This window comes from Alteriqipengyuania halimionae, assembly GCF_009827575.1.
GTDB classification, from domain to species: Bacteria; Pseudomonadota; Alphaproteobacteria; order Sphingomonadales; family Sphingomonadaceae; genus Alteriqipengyuania_A; species Alteriqipengyuania_A halimionae.
This window is the reverse complement of record NZ_WTYR01000001.1, coordinates 1,689,253-1,710,349: the sequence shown is the minus strand read 5'-3', so window position 1 is coordinate 1,710,349 and position 21,097 is coordinate 1,689,253. Positions and strand designations below refer to the sequence as shown.

23 protein-coding genes are annotated in these 21,097 nt (G+C 64.2%); 13 read left to right on the top strand and 10 right to left on the bottom strand.

Going from position 1 to position 21,097, the window contains the following annotated elements:
• Positions 1 to 134 precede the first annotated feature (134 nt).
• The 5 genes from GRI68_RS08330 to GRI68_RS08310 are packed head-to-tail and all read left to right on the top strand — an operon-like array spanning position 135 to position 3,635.
• On the top strand, positions 135 to 1,007 hold the full coding sequence (locus GRI68_RS08330; RefSeq protein WP_160616821.1) for a crotonase/enoyl-CoA hydratase family protein: 873 nt from the start codon (positions 135 to 137) through the stop codon (positions 1,005 to 1,007).
• A complete protein-coding gene (locus tag GRI68_RS08325; protein WP_160616820.1) occupies positions 1,004 to 1,642 on the top strand; it encodes a TetR family transcriptional regulator in 639 nt (212 codons plus the stop codon). Before GRI68_RS08330 ends, GRI68_RS08325 begins: the two co-directional genes overlap by 4 nt.
• Before the next feature lie 49 nt (positions 1,643 to 1,691).
• Positions 1,692 to 2,561: an S-methyl-5'-thioadenosine phosphorylase gene (gene mtnP / locus GRI68_RS08320; protein WP_160616819.1), complete on the top strand. Its 870-nt coding sequence runs from the start codon at positions 1,692 to 1,694 to the stop codon at positions 2,559 to 2,561.
• Positions 2,558 to 3,187 (top strand): maleylacetoacetate isomerase, encoded by a 630-nt coding sequence (maiA, locus tag GRI68_RS08315; RefSeq protein ID WP_160616818.1) that lies wholly within the window; start codon positions 2,558 to 2,560, stop codon positions 3,185 to 3,187. The genes mtnP and maiA overlap by 4 nt, the downstream gene beginning before the upstream one ends.
• 16 nt (positions 3,188 to 3,203) lie before the next feature.
• Positions 3,204 to 3,635 carry a MarR family winged helix-turn-helix transcriptional regulator gene (locus tag GRI68_RS08310; RefSeq protein ID WP_160616817.1) on the top strand — a complete coding sequence of 144 codons (432 nt, stop codon included), beginning with the start codon at positions 3,204 to 3,206 and terminating at the stop codon, positions 3,633 to 3,635.
• Between the two features lie 16 nt (positions 3,636 to 3,651).
• On the opposite strand, the gene GRI68_RS08305 is transcribed toward GRI68_RS08310, so the two are convergent.
• The 7 genes from GRI68_RS08305 to GRI68_RS08275 form a co-directional block, all read right to left on the bottom strand.
• Complete coding sequence (locus GRI68_RS08305) at positions 3,652 to 4,662, bottom strand: type II secretion system F family protein (protein WP_199799737.1); 1,011 nt, start codon at positions 4,660 to 4,662, stop codon at positions 3,652 to 3,654.
• Positions 4,663 to 4,686: 24 nt separating this feature from the next.
• Positions 4,687 to 5,607, bottom strand: a complete 921-nt coding sequence (locus GRI68_RS08300; protein WP_160617905.1) for a type II secretion system F family protein — start codon at positions 5,605 to 5,607, stop codon at positions 4,687 to 4,689.
• 112 nt (positions 5,608 to 5,719) lie between these two features.
• Complete coding sequence (locus tag GRI68_RS08295) at positions 5,720 to 7,000, bottom strand: pilus assembly protein CpaE (RefSeq protein WP_160616816.1); 1,281 nt, start codon at positions 6,998 to 7,000, stop codon at positions 5,720 to 5,722.
• 4 nt (positions 7,001 to 7,004) lie between these two features.
• On the bottom strand, positions 7,005 to 7,652 hold the full coding sequence (locus tag GRI68_RS08290) for a CpaD family pilus assembly protein (RefSeq protein ID WP_160616815.1): 648 nt from the start codon (positions 7,650 to 7,652) through the stop codon (positions 7,005 to 7,007).
• A gap of 14 nt (positions 7,653 to 7,666) precedes the next feature.
• Positions 7,667 to 9,166, bottom strand: a complete 1,500-nt coding sequence (locus GRI68_RS08285) for a type II and III secretion system protein family protein (protein ID WP_160616814.1) — start codon at positions 9,164 to 9,166, stop codon at positions 7,667 to 7,669.
• A 36-nt stretch (positions 9,167 to 9,202) separates the two neighbouring features.
• A complete protein-coding gene (gene cpaB, locus GRI68_RS08280) occupies positions 9,203 to 10,246 on the bottom strand; it encodes a Flp pilus assembly protein CpaB (RefSeq protein ID WP_160616813.1) in 1,044 nt (347 codons plus the stop codon).
• 74 nt (positions 10,247 to 10,320) lie between these two features.
• Positions 10,321 to 10,800, bottom strand: a complete 480-nt coding sequence (locus GRI68_RS08275; protein WP_234028746.1) for an A24 family peptidase — start codon at positions 10,798 to 10,800, stop codon at positions 10,321 to 10,323.
• Positions 10,801 to 10,906: 106 nt separating this feature from the next.
• On the opposite strand from GRI68_RS08275, the gene GRI68_RS08270 reads away from it, so the two are divergent.
• Both GRI68_RS08270 and GRI68_RS08265 read left to right on the top strand, forming a co-directional pair.
• Complete coding sequence (locus GRI68_RS08270; RefSeq protein WP_234028745.1) at positions 10,907 to 11,860, top strand: alpha/beta fold hydrolase; 954 nt, start codon at positions 10,907 to 10,909, stop codon at positions 11,858 to 11,860.
• Positions 11,857 to 12,954, top strand: coding sequence for an NAD(P)/FAD-dependent oxidoreductase (locus GRI68_RS08265; protein WP_160616811.1), 1,098 nt, complete (start codon positions 11,857 to 11,859; stop codon positions 12,952 to 12,954). Before GRI68_RS08270 ends, GRI68_RS08265 begins: the two co-directional genes overlap by 4 nt.
• On the opposite strand, the gene rnhA is transcribed toward GRI68_RS08265, so the two are convergent.
• The 3 genes from rnhA to ispH are packed head-to-tail and all read right to left on the bottom strand — an operon-like array spanning position 12,951 to position 15,327.
• Positions 12,951 to 13,391 carry a ribonuclease HI gene (gene rnhA, locus GRI68_RS08260; RefSeq protein ID WP_160616810.1) on the bottom strand — a complete coding sequence of 147 codons (441 nt, stop codon included), beginning with the start codon at positions 13,389 to 13,391 and terminating at the stop codon, positions 12,951 to 12,953. The two genes, GRI68_RS08265 and rnhA, sit on opposite strands and share 4 nt — an antisense overlap.
• Positions 13,388 to 14,359, bottom strand: coding sequence for a homoserine kinase (locus GRI68_RS08255; RefSeq protein ID WP_160616809.1), 972 nt, complete (start codon positions 14,357 to 14,359; stop codon positions 13,388 to 13,390). The genes rnhA and GRI68_RS08255 overlap by 4 nt, the downstream gene beginning before the upstream one ends.
• Positions 14,359 to 15,327, bottom strand: coding sequence for a 4-hydroxy-3-methylbut-2-enyl diphosphate reductase (ispH, locus tag GRI68_RS08250; protein WP_160616808.1), 969 nt, complete (start codon positions 15,325 to 15,327; stop codon positions 14,359 to 14,361). The genes GRI68_RS08255 and ispH overlap by 1 nt, the downstream gene beginning before the upstream one ends.
• Positions 15,328 to 15,408: 81 nt before the next feature.
• On the opposite strand from ispH, the gene GRI68_RS08245 reads away from it, so the two are divergent.
• The 6 genes from GRI68_RS08245 to scpB all read left to right on the top strand — a co-directional run bounded on the left by GRI68_RS08245 (position 15,409) and on the right by scpB (position 21,072).
• The gene (locus tag GRI68_RS08245) at positions 15,409 to 16,059 is read left to right on the top strand and encodes an efflux RND transporter permease subunit (protein ID WP_160616807.1); all 651 of its coding nucleotides are present in this window, start codon (positions 15,409 to 15,411) and stop codon (positions 16,057 to 16,059) included.
• A gap of 19 nt (positions 16,060 to 16,078) precedes the next feature.
• Positions 16,079 to 17,815 carry an arginine--tRNA ligase gene (gene argS, locus GRI68_RS08240; RefSeq protein ID WP_160616806.1) on the top strand — a complete coding sequence of 579 codons (1,737 nt, stop codon included), beginning with the start codon at positions 16,079 to 16,081 and terminating at the stop codon, positions 17,813 to 17,815.
• 12 nt (positions 17,816 to 17,827) lie between these two features.
• Positions 17,828 to 18,472 (top strand): SPOR domain-containing protein, encoded by a 645-nt coding sequence (locus GRI68_RS08235; protein ID WP_160616805.1) that lies wholly within the window; start codon positions 17,828 to 17,830, stop codon positions 18,470 to 18,472.
• A 127-nt stretch (positions 18,473 to 18,599) separates the two neighbouring features.
• Entirely contained in the window at positions 18,600 to 19,622 is a 1,023-nt protein-coding gene (gene nagZ, locus GRI68_RS08230) for a beta-N-acetylhexosaminidase (protein ID WP_160616804.1), read from the top strand.
• Positions 19,619 to 20,440, top strand: coding sequence for a segregation and condensation protein A (locus tag GRI68_RS08225; RefSeq protein WP_160616803.1), 822 nt, complete (start codon positions 19,619 to 19,621; stop codon positions 20,438 to 20,440). The genes nagZ and GRI68_RS08225 overlap by 4 nt, the downstream gene beginning before the upstream one ends.
• Positions 20,437 to 21,072 (top strand): SMC-Scp complex subunit ScpB, encoded by a 636-nt coding sequence (gene scpB, locus GRI68_RS08220; protein ID WP_160616802.1) that lies wholly within the window; start codon positions 20,437 to 20,439, stop codon positions 21,070 to 21,072. The genes GRI68_RS08225 and scpB overlap by 4 nt, the downstream gene beginning before the upstream one ends.
• The last annotated feature ends 25 nt before the right edge of the window (positions 21,073 to 21,097 follow it).

Genomic DNA, 21,097 nt, shown 5'->3' with positions numbered 1-21,097 from the left:
CCGTCTACCCGCTAGCGTGGGCAGATGATCGAAAACCGCCTCCTTTCCGTCGCTTGTGTCGACGCGGAACGGGGCGGTTTTTGTTTTCCAGGACAGTGTAACACCCGGTCCATGTGTTGCGCAGGAGCGACGAAATGAGCGCCTTCACCCAGATCCGTTACGAGGTCGAAGGCCCGGTCGCGACCATCGTGCTCGACCGGCCGGAGAAGCTCAACGCCTATACCCGCCACATGATGGGCGAGATCTGCGCCGCGCTCGACCGCAGCGATGCCGACGATGCGATCCGCGCCGTGATCCTGACCGGGGCGGGAGAGCGCGCCTTCTGCGCCGGGGCCGACCTGACACCTGACAGCGGCAGCGGCCCGTTCTCGTCCGACGAGGAAGTCGACGATCTCTCCGACGAACGCGTGCGGGACGGCGGCGGGCGGCTGGCGCTGCGGATGTTCAACTCCACGAAGCCGCTGATCGTCGCCTGCAACGGGGTTGCCGTCGGTGTCGGCGCGACGATGCAACTGGCCGCCGATATCCGGCTCGCCAGCGACAATGCCCGCTATGGCTTCGTCTTCGCCAAGCGCGGGATCGTCCCCGAAGCCGCCTCGAGCTGGTTCCTGCCGCGACTGGTCGGCATGCAGACCGCACTCGAATGGTGCTATACCGGTCGCATCTTCGGTGCCGGTGAAGCGCTCGATGCAGGCCTCGTCCGTTCGGTTCATCCTCAGGCCGAACTGCTCGATGCGGCGCGCGAACTCGCGCGCGAGATTGCGGATAATGCCGCACCCGTCTCGGTCGCGATGACGCGGGCGATGATGTGGCGGCTCTCGGCGCTCGACCATCCGATGAAGGCACACCGGGTCGACAGTCGCGCGGTCTATCGCATGTCGCGCGGGGCCGATGCGGAGGAAGGCATCGCCAGCTTCCGGGAAAAACGCGCCCCCGACTTCCCCGGACGGGTCGGTGAGGATATGCCCGAAATCTACCCGTGGTGGGAGGAGCCCGAATACGAATGAGCACTCCGAACGAAACCCTGGCCGACAATGCCCCGCCCGAGGCGCGCGATGCGCTGCTCGAAACCGCGAGCGCGATCATGCGCGAAGGCGATCAGGTCGACATCTCGTTGTCCGAACTGAGCCTGCGCTCGGGGCTGAACTCGGCGTTGGTGAAGTACTATTTCGGCAACAAGGCCGGGCTGCTGAAAGCGCTGCTCGATCGCGACATGCAGGCGATCGTGTCGTCGGTGCGCGCGCTGATGGCGAAGGACTTCCCGGCCGAGGAAAAGCTCCGCCGGCATCTCTCGGCGATGGTCGATACCTATTATGCGACGCCCTATCTCAACCGCCTTCTGATGCGGCTTGTGCGCGACAGCGATCCCGAGGAAGCACAGCGGATCGCCGATGAATACCTCACCCCGCTGAACCATGCCTACGCCCAGCTGATCGATGAAGGCGTGCAGGCAGGTGTGTTCCGCGACATCGATCCGCAGCTGTTCTACTTCATCGCCACCGGCGCGGCAGACCGCTTCTTCAGCGCGCGGCTGGTGCTCAAGCATTGCTTCGGTCGCGATTCACTCACCGAGAGGCTGCGCGACCGCTATCGCGACCAAGTGATCGAATTCGTGATGGCGGGGATACTCGCCGACGGGTAACCCCCGTCCAACGACAAAGAAAACACCACAGGCAAAGACGGGAGATCGCGTGAGCGACAACTGGTTCATTGGCATCATCGGCGGCTCGGGCCTGAGCGAAGGGCTGGAGCTCGAAGAGGCGCAGGAAGTCGCGATCAAATCGCCTTTCGGCGAGCCTTCCGGCCCGGTTACTCTGGGGCGGATCGGCGGGGTGCGCGTCGCATTCCTCGCGCGCCACGGGCAGGGGCACCGCGTGCCGCCTTCGCAAGTCAATTACCGGGCTAACATCGATGTGCTGAAACGCGCACGGGTCACCGACGTTCTGGCGCTGTCTGCGATCGGTTCTCTGCGCGAGGAAATCGCACCGGGCGAGTTCGTCGCTGTCGACCAGTTCATCGATCGCACCACCTCTCGCGAGAACAGCTTTTTCGGACCCGGCTGCGTCGCCCATGTCAGCCTTGCCGATCCAGTCTGTCCGCGACTGGCGCAATATGCCGGCGATGCGGCCAAGGCGGCCGGGGCTGCGCTCCATCGCGGCGGGACTTACGTGGCGATCGACGGTCCGCAATTCTCGACTCGCGCCGAAAGCCGGCTCTACCGCGCCTGGGCGGGCGACGTGATCGGAATGACGGGGATGCCCGAAGCCCGGCTCGCGCGCGAGGCGGAGCTGCCTTACGCGATGCTCGGCATGGCAACCGACTATGACAGTTTCCGCGACGAGGAAGCCGGTGTCGATGTGACGGATGTCCTTTCGATCATGCGCGACAATGCGAGCATCGCTGCGCAGACGGTGGTCGAGCTGTGCAAGTCGCTGCCCGCCGAACGCTCCCGCGTCCCGATCGACACCGCGCTCGAACACGCGATCATCACCGCGCCCGACGCGCGTGATCCGGAGCTTGTCACGCGGCTCGATGCCGTGGCGGGGAGGGTGCTGTCATGAGCAAGCCGGTTCTCTACGACTACTGGCGCAGTTCCGCCGCCTATCGCGTGCGGATCGCACTGAACCTCAAGGGCGTCGCCTATGAAAGCCGGGTGGTGAGCCTGATCGATGGCGAACAATCGCGGGCCGAAAACCGCGCACGCAATCCGCAAGGTCTGGTTCCGACGCTCGAGATCGACGGTCACGAACTGACGCAGAGCCTCGCGATTATCGACTATCTCGATGCGCGCTATCCCGATCCGGCGCTGGTGTCGTCCGACCCCGCCGCGCGCTCGCGCACGCTGGCGCGGGCCATGGTGATCGCCGCGGATATCCATCCGCTCGATAATCTGCGGGTGCTCAAATATCTCAAGAACGAGCTCGGCCACGAGCAGGCGGCGATCGACACATGGTATCGGCACTGGATTGCAGAGGGTTTCGCTGCGCTTGAAGCGCAGGCGCCCGATCGCGGCCTGTTCGGCGGCGATACGCCGGACCTGTCCGACATCTGCCTGGTGCCGCAAATGTACAATGCGCGGCGTTTCGAGACCGATCTCGCGCCCTATCCCAAGCTGGTGCGGATCGACGCGGCGCTCAATGGGCAAGATGCCTTTGCGCAGGCGACGCCCGAAGCCGTGAAGCCATAGGCGCGAGCCGGAGCCAATGTCGCGTCTTGAGTCTTTCCTGCCCTACAAGCTCTCGATCGCGTCGAACGCGGTGAGCGACCGGATCGCGCGCGAATACCAGTCGCGTTTCGGCCTCCGGATCAGCGAATGGCGGATCATGGCGGTGCTCGGCGACAGCGGACCGATGACACCTCGCGCGCTGGCGCAGGCGACGTTGATGGACAAGGTCGCGGTCAGTCGTGCCTGCCGCACGCTCGAGGCGCGTACGCTCGCCATGCGCACACCGCACGATCGGGACGGGCGTAGCCACATGCTCGCGCTGACCGAGACCGGGCGGGATGTGTTCGAGGAAATCATGGCCCACGCCATCGCGATCGAGGCCGAACTGTTCGAAACGCTGGAGCCCGACGAACGCGTGACGCTCGCCGGGCTACTAGATCGGGTGCACGCCAAGGCGCGCGAAAGCTGATCCTGACCCGCCGGCCTTAGCCGCCGCCCGGTCCGTCGCCGGCGAAAGCGTCGGCGATCGAACAGGCTGCCGGGCCGAGGATGACGATGAACAGGACCGGCAGGATGAACATGATGAGCGGCACGGTCATGATCGCGGGAAGGCGCGCAGCCTTCTCCTCGGCGCGCATCATGCGCTCGTTGCGGAACTCGGCCGACAACACACGCAGCGCCGAGGCGAGCGGCGTGCCGTAGCGTTCGGTCTGGACCATGGTCGTTACCACGCCCTTCACAGCTTCGAGGTCGACGCGGTAAGCGAGATTGTCGAACGCGTGCTTGCGCTCGTTGAGGAAGGACAGTTCGATCGCGGTCAGCGCGAATTCGTCGCCCAGCTCGGGATAGGCCCGGCCCAGTTCCTTGGCCACGCGGTTGAACGCGGCATCGACGGTAAGGCCGGCTTCGGCGCAGATCACCAGCAGATCGAGCGCGTCGGGCAGGCCCTTGCGAATCGCATCGGTGCGTTTGGTGATCTTGTTCTTGATGAAGATGTCAGGGCCTTTGTAGCCGATGAACAGCGCGGCGGCGAAGGCCATCAGCTTCTTCATGCCTCCCCAGTCGGGGAAGTAATTGGCGACATAGATCAGGAAGAACGCCCCGCCGCCCAGCAGGATCGGCAGGATCATGCGCGCGCCGATCACGAACACGGCGAGGTCTTTGTTGCGGATGCCCGCCTGGGCGAGCTTCTGGACCACTGCATCGACCTGCTCCTTCTGGAGCACGCGCAGCGTTTTGAGCGTATCGCGGACCTGGTCGGCCTTCTCGTTCTTCTTGACCAGCGAGGCCCGCTTTTTCGCGGTCGAGGTGATCATCCCCGTCTTGAGTTCGTTGCGCCGCGCATTGAGTGCGCCGACGCGTTTCGCCATCGGGTCCTTCACGGTCACCGCGGCATAGATCGCGAGCATGACCGCAAGCGCAGCGATTCCGGCAAGAATGCTGCCGATCAGGATGACGTCGAAGCCGAGCAGGGTAGGGCCGCTTGAGGTGTCCATGATATTACGCTTTCCCGTCCCCGATCAGATTTCGAAGCTGACCATCTTGGCCATGATGAATGCGCCGATGCCCATCCAGACGAGGCCGCCCAGGCCGGTCACGATCAGACGGTCCTCGGTAAAGAAGCCGCCGATATATTCCGGATTGATCCAGTAGATCATACCGAACACGATGAAGGGCAGCGCGCCGACGATGTAGGCCGACGCCTTGGATTCCGAACTCATCGCCTTGATCTTCAGCTTCATCTGCGCGCGCTTGCGCAGCACGTCGGACAGGTTCGACAGTGTTTCGGCGAGGTTGCCGCCGGTTTCACGCTGGATCGCCAGGGTGATGCAGAAGAAGCTGAATTCGGGTGTGTTGAGGCGATCGGCGGTTTCCTGCAACGCGTCTTCCATCGAGGTGCCGATCTTGATGCGTTCGACCACGCCCTTGAATTCCTCGCCCACCGGGCCCGGCACTTCCTGCGCAACGACCGAGAGAGTCTCGGTCACGGGCAGGCCTGATCGCAGGCCGCGGACCAGCAGTTCGATCGCGTCGGGGAACTTGGTCGTGAACTGGGTGGTGCGCTTCTTGATGAAACGATTGACCACCATGTGCGGCAGTCCGAATCCGATCACCGCACCCACGCCCAATGCCAGCAATGGCGCGCCCGTGCGGAGGAACACGATCGCTCCGACCAGCAGCGTCAGCCCGACAGACGCATAGAGATACTGACTTGTCGTCCAGCCCTTGCCGGTGCGGTCGAGCCGTAGCGCGAGCGCTTCCGCCCGGCTGCCGGAGCCGGCAATTCTGTGTGTCTTGGGTTTGCGCGCTGCGACGGCTTTCTTGAGCTGCGCCTCGACCTTGTTTTCGGTGCTGTCCGAGTGGCGATAGCGCAGTTGTTCGAGTCGGCGCTGGCTTGCCTTGCCCGGATTGGCGCCGGCAAAAGCGTAATAGCCCAGCATCAAGATGGCGAGGATGCCGGCGGCAATCACTGCGGTGTCAAGCACTGGCCATTTCCTTTCTCATTCTCGAACTGCTGCGACGCTTGTCGTCGGCAGGCGCCGGCAAGACAGCTCAGGCGTCGGCAGACGCCTTGTCCTTCTTGGCCAGCAGCGACTTGATGTCGAACTTGGAAAGCAGCGAGCTCTTGTCGCCGGCGGTCTCCACATCCTCATCGGCATCCGGATCGCTGATCAGGATGATCTTCTGCGCCAAGTCCCGGATACCCGTCGCTACCTTACTGGAGGTGTTGGCCTCGATCAGCGGGCGACCGAGCTTGGCTGCAGAGGTCGCGGCTTTCGCATCGTAGGGCAGGACCACGTCGACCGAGGTTTCGATCGAGGCTTCGAATTCCGACTGCGAGATTTCCTGGGAGCTCGAGCTTACCTTGTTGGCAACCACCACCGGCTGGACCTGCGAAGCATGGCTCTTGAGCCACGACAGAATCCGGATCGTATCGCGTGCCCCGGCGAGCGTGAATTCGGTAACGAGGACCATCACATTCACGTCCGACATGAGCTGCGGGAAGTTGATCAGGATGTTGCGCGGCATGTCGATGACGGTCACTTCGAATGACTGGCGGAATTCCTCCTCCAGCTGAACGAAGGCCGCTCCGTCGGTCATCAGCGGCTGGTGGATCGGCGCCTCGGCTGAGAGAATCGAGAGGTTGTCGTTCGCGCGGATCATGGCGCGTTCGAGGAACAGCCCGTCGATCCGGCCCGGATTGTCGATCGCATCGGTCAGGCCGCGGCCTGGCTCGAGATCGAGCGCCAGCGCGCCGGTGCCGAAATGCACGTCGAGATCGAGCAGTGCGGTTGGCAGCGACTTGTCGTGCGACAGATACCAGGCAAGGCTGGTCGCGAGCGACGAGGCACCCACCCCGCCGCGTGTGCCGACCACAGCAGCCGACATGTGCCGCTTCACGCCTTCGCCTTCACCAGCCTTGGGCGCCGAGAACACCGCCTGCGCTTGTGCAAGTGCATCACGCACCTGCCCAGCCGAGAGCGGCTTGAGCAGGTAGTCGTGGATTCCGCTCGCAAGGAGATCGCGATAGAGGCGCACATCGTTGACCTGGCCGACCGCGATCACGACGGTGCCGGGTTCGCAGACTTCGGCCAGCGCGTTGATGTCGTTCAGCGGATCGCCGCATTCGGAAAGGTCGACCACGAGGATATTGGGGCTCGCCGTGACGGCGAGCGACTGCACCGCATTACGCAGCCCGCCCTTGTTGCACTTCTCCGGCTGCCAACCCATTTCGACCGCTACCGGACGCAACACGTCCAGCGCTGTATCGTCGCACAGATAGGCGGCAAAGCTGTCGCGATTGCCCTGTCCTGCTTTCCAAGGTGCGTTCATCGGATCAGTCTCCTCCACCCGCGCTGGTATCCTGAAGGCCCTGTTCGCCGGTCGGCGCGGCCTTGCGATAGCTGTCGATCGCCTTGTCTGACGTCGCCACCGAGCTGCCGCCTTCGGACTGCTGGCCGCGCAACAAATCTTCCGGATCGGCGACCATGGCGGCGAGGTTGCCGTTCACCGCGCAGCCGTAGTTCGGATAGGTCGCATTGACATCGTTGAGATCGGATTGGGCCGACCAATCGGGGCAACCGGGCACTTCGGCACGCGATCGTGTCACCACCACACGGGCCGATCCCGGCGCGATCACGCCCTGCGTCACCGGGGCGGTGTCCTGCACAATCATGCCATAGCGCGAGGCGATCGCCTGGATGGCGTCACGTGTGGCCTGGCTTGCATTCGGATCATCGATCGCGATGCGATCTCCATATCCGAGTTCCATCGCCGCGAACCAATCGGCGAGCCGCCGCTGTTCGGGGATCGAGAGGCCCGAGGGCGAGGAGGCGAGATCCATCGTGTAATTGGTACGCGTCACCACCGGCTGCTTGGCGCTTTCGAGGCCGCGCCATTCCGGGGTGCCGCCGCAAGCCGCCGTCAAGAGGCCCAGCGAGAGCGCGAGACCGGCCGAAGCGCGTTTGATCAAAGTGCGATTCATCTGTGCGTTCCTTCTCAATCGAGGCTGAAGCCAGGGGTGGCCGGCTCGGCATCTTCCTGGCGACCGGCAATGACCGGCGCGCCGCTTTCCACGGCGGGGTTCGAAGCGGGGGCCGCAGCGCGCGGCTTGGGCCGCTCGGCGCCGGTTTCGCCGTCGTTTTCCTTCATCTGGACGAGGCGCTGGAAATCGCTCGGGCTGCGGAAACCGTCGGTCGGCAGCGCGATGCGACCGGCGTCAACCGGTTTGACCAGATAGGGCGTGACGATAATCACGAGCTCGGTCTCGCCGCGGCGATAATTGCTCGAACGGAACAGATTACCGAGGATCGGCACGTCGCCGAGGCCCGGCGCCTTGTCGATCGAATTCTGTGAATTGTTGCTGAGCAGGCCTGCGATCATCATGCTCTGGCCCGAACCCAGTTCGACGCTGGTCTCGGTGCGTCGTGTGGTGAGGGCAGGAACCTGGAACCCGTCCAGCGTGATCGCACCCTGGGCCGAAAGCTCGGAGACCTCCGGCCGCACGCGCAGCGAAATCCGTCCATTCGAGAGAACCGTTGGCGTGTAGGCAAGGCTCACGCCGTAGTTCTTGTACTCGATCGTGGTGGTGCCGAGGCCTTGGCTCAGCGGAATCGGGAACTCGCCGCCTGCGAGGAAAGTCGCGGTTTCACCCGACAGCGCTGTCAGGTTCGGATTGGAGAGCGTTGTCACCAGCCCTTGCGTTTCTGCGAGGTCGAGGGCGCCCAAGAGATCAAGACCGAGAAATGCGCCATTCGCAATGAGCGATGTGCCGCCTTCGACGCCTGGCACGATGGTGGCCGGTTCGCCTTCGTACGCGCCGCCGACGACGGGGGCGCCGGGCTGGTACTGAGTTGCGGAATTGCCTTGGGTAATACCGAACTTGAACCCGCTTGTCGGATCGTATGAAGACAAATTTACCCCGATCGCGCGGACGAAGCTGCGGCTCACCTCGGCGATCTTCACCTGCAAATTGACCTGCAGCGGCGTCGCCATGCGCAGGCGGCTGATAACCTGCGTATCCTCGCCGACGAAAGCCTGGACCAGGCGTGCGGCTTCGGCTGCATCGTCGGGCTGGCCGACCGTGCCGGTCAACAGGATGGTGGTCGGATTGATCGTCGCGACCGATACCTTGGCATCGGGCATGGCGAGCGTCATCATCTGGTCGATGCTGTCGATATTCGAGCCCACGCGCACATTGGCCGAATAGATCACCCGGCCCGACGCGTCGGAGGCGTAGATCGTGGTTTCGCCGCCAGCCTTGCCGAAGATGTAGAGCTGCCGCTCGGACTTGACCTGAACGTCGGCGATCTCGTCATTGGCGATGAAGACATCCGCCATCCGGCCGTCGACTTCGACGAGCTGACCGCGTCCGATGGAAAGCGTCATTTCGCCTTGCGGGGCAACCACGCCCTGCGCGATCACGGGAGCAGAGATGCCGGACAGCGAGACGCTGACCATGGCGACGCTTGCCAGTGCGGTTTTGAAGTTGCGTTTCATCGTCTTAGCCCTTTTCTGTATCGTTAGGCCGTGCATTTACTTGCCCGTGGGCACGACGGTGGTTTCCTTGCCGCGCGTCACGCGCACGGTCGGACCACTGGGTCGGGAAGGCGCAGCCTGGCCCTGCGGAGGCTGCGCGTATTGCATCGCTCCGGGCCCCTGCGGCGGCATCATGCCTTGCGGCGGCATCTGGCCCTGCTGCCCGCTTGGCGGCGGGGTGCGGCGCTGGAAGCGCGAGACGTCGGCACCGGTCACGTACGACCCGCGCACATCCTGCGGCTTGGTCATCGCGGCGCGAATGATCTTCTCTTCGTCTTCGGCGCTTGTTCCCTCGGGAATGTCGAGCTCGCCCGAAGCGATGGCGCTTTCGAGGTCGCCGGCATTGTCGGCGATCGATCGCAGCGCGATGCTGAGCGTACCGATGGTTTTCGAGACGGCGATCTTTTCGGCGATCTTGGGCGTCACTTCGACCGTGACGTAACGATAATCGGTGACGACGGTCTGGCCCTGTTCCTGAACGGCGTCGCGGCTCTTGTCGGTGGCGAGCACGCGCAGATTGCGCAGGATCGTTTCGGAAGCCTTCAGCGATTCGCCCTGGCCGCCCACTTCCTGGGTTAGCACCAGGTCGATCCGGTCGCCCGGAAAGACGAAGCCGGCAACACCGGTCTGATCGTCGACCTCGACGGTGACCGCGCGCATGCCCGGTCCCAGAGCCGCAGCGAGGAAGCCGCGATCGCCAGGCGAAACAAGCGCGCCCTGGGTGAGCGGCTGGCCGGCGGTGATCGGGAAGCGCACGACCGTGCCCAGAAGCTTGGATACGTCGGCTTCGCCATCGAGGAAGTAGGCGTCCTGCACCATGTCGGCAGGCCACAGTTGGAAGTTCAGGGCATCGGCCGTGATGATGGTGCCGACAGGAAGCGTACGCTGGGCGACCAGCACGCGCGGGCCCTGCGGCTGCGCAGCGGCAGCCTGTGCCTGCGGCGTCGGTGCGCCGCCTCCCAGCAGGCTTCGGGCCATCATTGCCGTTCCGATGGCGACGACGATCGCGCCGATCAGCAGAACGAGTTTCTTCCTATCCATGGCGAGACGCCCCCTTGAGAAAGTCCATTGCGGCTATTGCGGCCACTAATCGTCGTTACTGGTTAAAATCCGGTTCACGCCGTTGCGCCAGTCAGGCCGAGGAATGCGCCGTAGGTGCTGAAAATCGTCCACAATCCGGCCGCTGCGATGGCCATGCCGTAAGGGATTGCAATCTTGTCCTTGCGCCGGCGGGCGACGTGAAAACCGGCAAAGAGAATCGTCAGCAGACCGCCGATCAGCGCGGTCAGGAACAGGAATTTGAGATAGATCAGCGGGGCGAACCACAAGGCCAGGGCCGAGATCAGTTTCACGTCACCGCCGCCCATTGCTCCCAGTGCGAACAGACCGGCACCCACGGCAAAGGTCGCCACCGCCATTCCCAGCTGGATCGCCATTTCGGGCCACGGCTCCAGGGCCGCCACCCACCACCACACCGGGGCGAGAACAACGATCGCCAACACCAGCCAGTTGTAGATCTTGCGCCTGAGGAAATCGGTCGTCGCCGCGATCGCGAGTGCAATTGCAAGCGCGCCCAGCAATGCGTAGGCAATCATTTGGTAGTCCATGAAGTCCCCCGGGCCGTTGATCGGCGTTCGCTGGAGCTTCTACCGCGCCACCGGTTATCAATCGGTAACCATGTTTGAAGGTTCGCAAGAAAGCATGACCACGACCGCTATCGATCGTCGCGCCATTCCTGCCGGCGCGCAGGAAACTTTCTGGGAAGCGGCAGACGGCCATCGCATTCGCCGGATCGATCTGGCGCGGATCGACGACGCAGCGCGCGGTTCCATCCTGTTCTTCCCGGGGCGTGGCGACCATTACGAGAAGTACCTCGAAAGCATGGTCGAATGGCACCGGGCGGGATGGAACGTCACCGCCTCGGACTGGCGCGGGCAGGCCGGATCGGGCCGCTTCGGCGCAGATGCGATCACCGGGCATATTGCCGACTACGATATCTGGATCGACGATCTCGCCGCGTTCTGGATGCAATGGAAGGAGGAACATCCCGGCCCACGCGTGCTAGCCGGCCATTCGATGGGCGGGCATTTGCTGATGCGCGCGCTGGTCGATCGCAAGGTCGATCCCGACGCGATGGTGCTCTCGGCGCCGATGCTCGACTATTATGGCAGCATTCCCCGCGCGTTCGGTCATGCAGTTGCGAAAGCGATGGTCCGGATCGGCGATCCGCGCCGGCCCGCGTGGAAATGGAGCGAGAAGCCCGGCGAAATCCCGCGTGACCGGATGGATCTGCTGACCCATGACGAGGATCGCTACATGGACGAGATCTGGTGGCGCGACGAACGGCCCGAACTGAAGATGGGGCCGGGCAGTTGGGGCTGGCTCGAACGCGGTTTCGAATCGATCCGGCGCCTCTTTGCGAGAGGCCGGCTCGAAACCGTGACGACCCCGGTGCTGATCCTCAATGCGAGAGAAGACAAACTGGTCGATCCGACGGCCAATCGGCGCGCGGCGGACCGTCTGCCGAACGCGACGCTGGTCGAATTCGGACCGGAAGCCCGGCATGAACTGCTGCGCGAAGTCGACCCGGTGCGCGATCGCGTGCAAGAGGCGATCTTTACCTTCCTCGACGAGCATGCGCCCGTAGCAAAGTGAGCGTGCGGTACGACATTGCGATCGTAGGAGCCGGTATCGCCGGGGCTTCGCTGGCTGCCGAATGTGCGGGCCATCGCAACATCGTCGTGCTCGAAGCGGAGGATTCGCCCGGCTATCACACCACCGGGCGCTCGGCGGCGTTCTGGGAGCAGACCTATGGCGGGCCAGGAGTCCTGCCGCTGACCACCGCTTCGGGTGATTTCCTGCGCGATCGCGGTTTCCTCAAACGACGCGGGGGCCTGTATATCGGACGCGAGTCGGATTCCGGAGCCATCGCCGCGTTTGCCGATCGCTATGCCGGGACGGGCGCGCCGATCGAGCGGCTTGACCGGATCGGCATGCTCGAGAGGCTTCCCGACTTGCTGCCGCGCTGGCGGCACGGCCTGTTCGTGCCCGATTGCTCCGACATAGACGTTGCCGGACTGCATCAGTACTATCTCGCCGCGATGCGTCACGCCGGTGTGGAACTCCAATTGCGCTGGCGGGTCGAGCGGGTCGCGCGCGACGGCGATGACTGGGTGCTCACCGATGCGCACGGCCGGGAAGTGCGCGCGGGCCTGCTCGTCGACGCGGCGGGAGCCTGGGCCGATCGTATCGCGGGGCTGGCCGGTATCCGACCCCTCGGAATCACACCTTTGCGGCGCACGGTCGCGCAATTGCGGACCGCGCCCGAGCCGTCTCCCGACCTGCCGTTGACGCTCGACATCAACGGGCGGTTCTACTTCAAGCCAGAAGGTACGCGCCTGTGGCTTTCACCCCACGACGAGGAGCCGTCCGAGCCGTGCGATGCCGCGCCCGAAGGCGAGGCAATCGCCCATGCGATCGACCGGTTCGGCAACGTGCTCGATTGGGATGTCGTGGCGGTCGAGCGCAAATGGGCAGGCCTGAGGAATTTCGCACCCGACCGTCTTCCGGTTTACGGTTTCGAACCATCGCAGCCCGATTTCTTCTGGTGTGCAGGACAGGGGGGGTGGGGCATTCAGACCGCGCCCGCAGCGGCGCGCCTGGCAGCGCAGATACTGCTCGATCTGCCCTCCGACGCTATGACCGAAGGGCTTGATCGTGCACGTTATTCTCCCGATCGTTTCCGCTAGCGTCGCGCGATGGCCTCGGCCGCATCGCTGGCAAGGCTGTCGGCGCGCTCATTGCCTTCATGCCCGGCATGTCCCTTTACCCAGTGCCAGGACACATCGTGCCGCGCGGCGGCTTTTTCGAGTTCCTGCCACAATTCGGCATTGGCGACCGGCTTCTTTGCCGCGGTGCGCCAGCCATTGCGTTTCCACCCGTGAATCCACTTGGTGATCCCGTCCCGCACATAGGTGCTGTCGGTGTGCAGATCGACGACGCAGGGCCGGGTCAATGCTTCGAGCGCGCGGATCGCGGCGAGCATTTCCATCCGGTTGTTGGTGGTGTTCGCCTCTCCGCCCGAAAGCTCTTTCTCGTTCTCGCCCATGCGCAGCAACGCACCCCATCCCCCGGGACCCGGATTGCCCTTGCACGCGCCGTCAGTGAAAATTTCGACCCTGTTCATGGGGCGAAGGCCCTAGCGCCGTCATCGGTCGAATAGAAGCGTAGCCGGGCTGCAAATTCACCGGGATGTTTGGCGGTGACCGATGCGCCTTCGACCGGCGCGATCCAATCGCGCAGGCGGGTCGCGAGAATGCGCAGGCAGGCCGCGCGCGCGAGCAACGGAAGCGCATCGCGCTCGGTGGGCGAGAGCGGGCGTACAGCTTCGTAGGCCTGCAACAGGGCGTGCGATCGGTCGGCAAGGAACACCGATTCGCCGGCGCTGAAGCACCAGGCCGCATGCGCCATGGCAAAATCGGCCGCGAAGGGTGCGGTGCACGCATAGTAGAAATCGATCGCGCCGGAGATCCTGTCGCCATCGAACAGCACATTGTCGGGGAACAGGTCGGCATGGACTGCACCTGCGGGAAGCCCTTGCGGCCAGTGATCGAGCGTCTCGCGAAACGCGCCTGCCAGATCGGCTGCCAAGTTCGGCACCGCCGTTTCGATCGTCAGCGGGTCGAGTGCACGCACCATCGCGGCCATGTCGGGCAGCCCCATCGGATTCGTGCGGCGCAGCGCAAAATCACTGGCGGCCAGATGCATCCGGCCAAGCAGCGTGCCGACGGCTGCAGCCTGCGCCACGTTGGGTTCGCGCGGCCAGTCGCCGGAGAGAAACCCGGCTAGGACGGCAGGTTTTCCGGCAAGCTGGCCGTAGAACGCGCCCGATTTCTGCGCGATCGGCGCAGCCAGCGGAATGCCGTGTGCAGCCATGTGGTGCTGAAAACCGAACACGAAATCGAGCTCTGCGGCCCCGGTCTCCGGTTCGATGACAGTCAGCACGGCAGCGGCGGGATCGCCAGTGAAATCGATCCGCCAATTGCTGTTGGTCACACCGCCGGACAGTGGCTCGCGATCGCGCGCCGGGCCGAGATCGTATTGCTGGAGAAAGCTCGCGACCTCGCGATCGGAAAGCTTGGTATAGACCGCCACTAGTCGACGAGCTGGCGCGGCAGCTTGAAGATCATGCGCTCGTCGGTGGTCTTGACCTGGCGTTCCTCGACGGTGCGATACTCGCCCAGGCGCGCGATCACTTCGCGAACCAGCAACTCTGGGGCCGATGCCCCGGCGGTGAGGCCGACCGTCCCGATCCCTTCGAGCCAGCTTTCCTCGATCTCGTGCCCGCGTTGGATCAGCCTTGCATCGGTGCCGAGGCGCTCGGCGACCTCGACGAGGCGCAGCGAATTGGACGAGTTGGGCGCGCCGATCACCAGCAGCAAATCGCAGCTTTCGGCGATTTCCTTGACCGCAGCCTGGCGGTTGGAGGTGGCGTAGCAGATGTCTTCCGCTTTCGGCCCGGCAATATCGGGGAAGCGCTTCTCGAGCGCGGCGATCACGTCGGCAGTATCGTCGACCGAGAGGGTCGTCTGGGTGAGATAGGACAGCTCGGTGCCGACAGGAAAATCGAGAGTAGCGACATCGTCCACCGTCTCGACCAGCGTCATATCGCCCTCGGGCACCTGACCGAAAGTACCGATTACTTCGGGGTGGCCTTCATGGCCGATGAAAACGATATGCCGGCCTTTTTCGATCTGCCGTTCGGCCTGGCGATGGACCTTGCTTACAAGCGGGCAGGTCGCATCGAGATAGTCGAGCCCGCGCTGGTCGGCTTCGGCAGGCACCGCCTTGGGCACGCCATGCGCGCTGAACACGACCGGTACGCCGTCAGGCACTTCGTCCAGTTCCTCGACGAAAATCGCGCCCTTTTCCTTCAGCGCGTCGACGACGTAGCGATTGTGCACAATCTCGTGCCGGACATAGACCGGCGGTCCGTATTTCTCGATCGCGCGTTCGACGATTTCGATCGCACGGTCGACCCCGGCGCAGAAGCCGCGCGGCGCGGCAACGAGGACGGTCAACGCAGCGCGTTTCGTTTCGGCGGTGTGCAAGGGAGCATTCATGGACGCGCATCTAGCGCTTTCCTCCCCGCCTCGCTAGGGCGGTCGCGAACACGATACAACACTTGCAGGATCGACCCGCACATGAATGTCCGTTTCCGCCTTGCCGCCGCACTTGCTTTCACCACCACCCTCGCGGGTTGCCAATCGTCCGGCGACATTGTCGTCAACCAGGGTGTCGGCATCACCGCGGTACGCAGCACCTGCCCGGCGGTGGGCATTCCCGACTATACCGGCGATATCACCACCTTTACCACGCCGGGCAATTACACCACCGATGCGCTGGATGTTTCGGCGAGCATGACCAATCTGCGTTTCGAATGCGCGGAAAGCAGCGACGAAATCTACGCCACCGCAACCTTCGACGTGCTGGCCCGCCGCAGCGACGTGCGCGGCGCGCGGCAAGTGACTCTGCCCTATTTTGTTACGGTCGTGCGTGGGGGCAGCGCGATCGTTTCCAAGAAGGTCGGCTCGGTCACGGTCGCGTTCGCCGATGGCCAGGACCGCGCGGTCGCGCAGGGCACTGCAGCGTCCTACATCAACCGCGCCGAAGCGACGCTGCCCGATGACATTCGCGATCAGATCACGCGCCGTCGCAAGCCGGGGGATCCCGATGCAGCGGTCGATCCGCTGACCCGTCCCGAAGTGCGCGCCGCGGTTGCGCGCGCCAGCTTCGAAATGCTGCTCGGCTTCCAGCTGACCGAAGACCAATTGCGTTACAACGCCACCCGGTAAACCTGAACCTACTAGACCGATGACCCTGACAGATACCCTTCACGCGGCGATGGCCGCGCATGTGTCCCGTGCCCTCGATGCGCTCGAAACGGCAGGCACGCTGCCGGCCGGGATCGATCGCCGCAATGTCGCGGTCGAGCCGCCGCGCGATCCGTCGCACGGCGATCTGGCGACCAATGCCGCCATGGTGCTGGCCAAGCCTGCCAAGACCAATCCCCGCGCCCTGGCAGAGGCGCTGGCCGACGAATTGCGCAAGGTCGAGGGGATCGAGACGGTCGACATCGCCGGCCCGGGCTTCATCAATCTGCGGCTGACCGATGCGGTGTGGCGCGACGAATTGCGCGCAATCGATGCCTTGGGCGACCGCTATGGCCAATCGTCCATGGGCGAGGGCACGCGGGTCAATATCGAATATGTCTCGGCCAACCCCACCGGCCCGATGCATATGGGCCATTGCCGCGGTGCGGTGGTCGGCGATGCGCTGGCCGGATTGCTCGAATTCGCCGGGCACGAGGTTACGCGCGAATATTACGTCAACGACGCTGGCAGCCAGGTCGATACGCTCGCTCGCTCCACGCACCTGCGTTATCGCGAAGCGCTGGGCGAGGATATCGGCGACATTCCCGAAGGGTTCTATCCGGGCGAATACCTCAAACCCGTTGGTGCAGCGGCTGCACAGCGTTTCGGCGACATGTACAAGGATGCGCCCGAGAGCGAGTGGCTCACCCTCTTCCGCGGTTTTGCGGTCGAGCGGATGATCGAACTGATCAAGGCCGACCTCGCGCTCCTGGGTATCGAACACGACCTGTTTTCCTCTGAGGCCGAATTGCAGGCCGAGGGTAAGCCCGAAGCTGCCGAAGCGTGGCTGCGCGAACACGATCTCGTCTATGACGGTGTGCTCGAAGCGCCCAAGGGCAAGACGCTCGACGATTGGGAGCCGGTCGAATTGCCGCTGTTCCGGGCGACGAAGTTCGGCGACGACCAGGATCGCCCGATCAAGAAATCCGACGGAAAGTGGACCTATTTCGGCGCCGATCTCGCCTATCACTTCCAGAAGGCCGAAAACGCCGACGCCCTGATCGATATCTGGGGCGCGGACCATGCCGGCACGGTCAAGCGGATCAAGGCCGCGGTCGCAGCGCTGACCGAAGGCTCGGGCCGCAACGTGCCGTTCGACGTCAAGCTGGTGCAGATGGTGCAATTGTTGCGCGATGGCGAGCCGGTAAAGATGTCGAAGCGCGCGGGCACATTCGTGACGCTGGCGGATGTGGTGCGCGAAGTGGGCAAGGACGTGGTGCGCTTCACCATGCTCACCCGCAAGCCCGATGCGCAGATGGAATTCGATTTCGCCAAGGTGGTCGAAGCGTCGAAGGACAATCCGGTCTTCTACGTGCAATACGCCCACGCGCGGATCGCCTCGACCCTGCGCAAGGCGGGGGTCGAGCCGAGTGCTACCGGGCTCGATCGATTGGGGCCGGAAGAACTCGCGCTGGCGAAGACGGCGGCGCAATTCCCGCGCGTGGTCGAAAGCGCGGCCAAGGCGCGTGAGCCGCACCGGATCGCCTTTTTCCTCCAGGACCTCGCGGCCGAATTCCACAGTTTCTGGAACCTGGGCAACGATCGGCCCGAGCTCCGGATCATCGTTGCCGATGATGCGGAAATCACTGCGGCCAGGCTTTTCCTTGCCGAGCGGATCGGGCAGGTAATTCGCAACGGTCTCGCCATCCTCGGCGTGGAGGCCGTGGACGAGCTTTAGGAATTCGCGACCATGTCCGACGCCGCCTTTGGAAATGACGATCGCCTCGCGCTCGAGGAAGAGCGGAGCCTTCCATGGCTCGAGAGCGGGCTGGAGGAGGAAGAGGACGATTCGTTCGACACGCGGCGGATCGTGACTTTCTCGCTCGTCCTTGTGGGACTTATGCTGCTGGCGGTGGCGGCGATCTGGTATTTTACCCGCGCAACCGGCGATCCCTCGGCTACGGCTGCCGGGGAAGTGATCGCTGCACCCGAAGGACCGTACAAGATCCGGCCCGAGGATCGCGGAGGGCGCGAGTTCGAGCGGACGGGCGACAGCGCTCCCACCGCCGCCGAGGGTCAGAGCACGCAGGCCCAGCTTGCGGGCGAGGGCGGCGATGGTGGAGTCGCATCGTCCGCGCCTACGCCAAGCGCCACGCCGGCGAGTGGCGTTGCCGTCCAGATCGGCGCCTATCGCACGCGCAGCCGTGCCGAACAGGCGTGGGACCTGATCTCCGCTCGCGAGCCGCTCAAGAGCCGCCAGCACCGGATCGAGGAAGCGCGTTCCGATATCGGCACCGTCTTCCGTCTCCAGGCGCTGGCGCCGAATGCGGCGGGCGCAAACTCGCTGTGCGGTGAATTGCGCGGGATGGGGATCGATTGCCGCGTGATCGAGTAGTGACTGGTACGGCGGTGCGCCGGGCCACTTTGCACCCGGACGCGCAAGCTTCGTCCGGACTCGCTTTCCACACTTCCCGTCGCTCGACTGCTTGCGCATTTACGCATGCGAGGCGCACATTTCTTCAATGACACCCGCAATATTCGGCATGAGCGGACCCACGCTGACCGATTCGGAGCGCGATTTCTTCCGCGAGGCCGATCCGGCCGGTTACATCCTGTTCGGCCGCAATGTCGAAAGTCGCGAACAACTGCGCGCGCTTACCGACGATCTGCGCGCGCTCATGGGCCGCGAAAAACTCTTCATTTGCATCGATCAGGAGGGTGGACGGGTCGCGCGGATGAAGCCGCCGGTCTGGGCTGCCTATCCGCCGGGTGAGGTGTTCGATCGACTCTACCAGGTTGCGCCCGCTAGCGCGATCGAGGCGGCGCGCGCGAACGCCGAAGCGCTGGGGCTCGATCTGACCGAGGCCGGGATCACGGTCGATTGCCACCCCTCGCTCGATGTTCGGCAGGAGGGGGCGCACGACGTGATCGGCGACCGCGCTCTCGGCCATGATCCGATGCGTGTCGCGGCGCTCGGTCGCGCGATTCTCGACGGGTTCGATCGCGCCGGAGTGGCGGGCTGCATCAAGCATATTCCCGGGCACGGGCGGGCGGTGGCCGATTCGCACAAGGAATTGCCGCGCGTCTCGGCGAGCGAGGAAGCGCTCGACAGCGATCTCGCACCGTTCCGCGCGCTGGCCGATTATCCGATCGGCATGACCTGCCATCTCGTGTTCGAAGCATGGGATGCAGAACGGCCGGCCACCCAATCGCCGACGGTCATCGCGGACATCATTCGTGGAGGTATCGGGTTCGACGGCCTGCTCCTGACCGACGATATCGACATGCAGGCGCTCGACGGTCCGATCGCCGAACGTTCGGTCAAGGCACTCGAGGCCGGGTGCGACCTTGTGCTCAATTGCTGGGCGAAAATGGACGATATGCAAGGCATTGCCGAGCGGTGCGGTACGCTGGGCGAGACTGGGGCAGCGCGGCTCGAACGCGCGCTGGCGGTTACCGATCTGACCAAGGGCTCGCCGCAGCTGCGCAGCGAGCTGATCGCCAAGCGTGATGCGCTGATCGATGCAGCGGCGCTTCCGGCATGAGCGATCTGCTCGAAGGTCTGACGGTCGAAACGCCCGAGGGTGCGGATGACTGGGATGGGGTCGCGTCGGGTCCGACGCCCGACGATGCGCTCTATCTCGAACTCGACGGTTGGGAAGGGCCGCTCGACCTGCTGCTCGATCTCGCGCGGCGACAGAAGGTGGATCTGCGCAACATTTCGATCCTCGCCCTGGTCGAACAGTATCTCGATTATATCGACCAGGCCGAGGCGCTGCGGCTCGAGCTTGCAGCCGATTACCTCGTGATGGCGGCCTGGCTGGCCTATCTCAAATCCGCGTTGTTGCTGCCGAAGGACGAGCAGGAAGAGCCGTCTGCCGAGGAGCTCGCTTTGCGGCTGCAATTGCGGCTCCAGCGGCTGGCGGCGATGCGCGATGCGGCGGCACGGCTGATGGGCGGCGACCGGATCGGGCGCGATACGTTTCTGCGCGGCAATCCCGAAGGGCTACGGATCGACAAGAAGCATCGCTGGAAATGCGATAGCTACGCTCTTGTGCAGGCCTACGGGCAGGTCAAGGCACGCACCGCGCCCGCGATCCACATGGTGCGCGAGCGGATGGTGATGACGCTCGACAGCGCGCTCTCGCGAGTCAGCTCGATGCTTGGTGTGAGCGTCAAGTGGATAGAAATCCGCGATTTTCTGCCCGATCATGCCAACCCCCAACTCCAGAAATCGGCGCTGGCCTCGAGCTTCGTCGCGGCGCTCGAACTCGCGCGGATGGGCAAGGCGGAGATCGCGCAGGACGAGATTTTCGGGCCGCTGCGATTGCGGGCGATGCGCGGGGGCAAGCAGGCCGCATGAGCGCTCCGGACGAACTGGTTCGCGCGGTGGAAGCGACCTTGTTCGCCAGCGAGGAGCCGATGACGCCGGCCGAAATCTCCGCCCATCTGGGCGATGCAGACGTCAATCATGCGCTTGATGTATTGCAAAAACACTATGAGACACGGGGCATACGTCTTGTCGAGCGCGGCAAGCGCTGGTTCTTCCAGACCGCGCCCGATTTGGCGCATCTGCTGCGGCGCGAGAAGGAGCAGGTGCGACGCCTGTCGCGCGCGGCGACCGAAGTGCTCGCGATCATCGCCTATCACGAACCGGTCACCCGCGGCGAAATCGAATCGATTCGTGGCGTCCAGACGAGCGCCGGGACGCTCGACGTGCTGATGGAAGCAGGCTGGGTGCGGATGGGCCCGCGCCGCGAAGTGCCGGGCCGCCCGCTGACTTATCTCACGACGCCCGATTTCCTCGTCCATTTCGGGCTCGAATCGCGCCGCGACTTGCCGGGCATCGACGATTTGCGCGCTGCAGGCCTGCTCGATCCGGTCGACGAGGCGATGGAAGCGCTCGATTTCGACGGAGAGGGCGAGGCAGAGGCGGAAGACCAAGACGAGCACGTCGCTTCGGATTTCGACAATACCGAGACGGCTGGCGAATAGCGTTCCAAGCGCCTATAACGGTGGG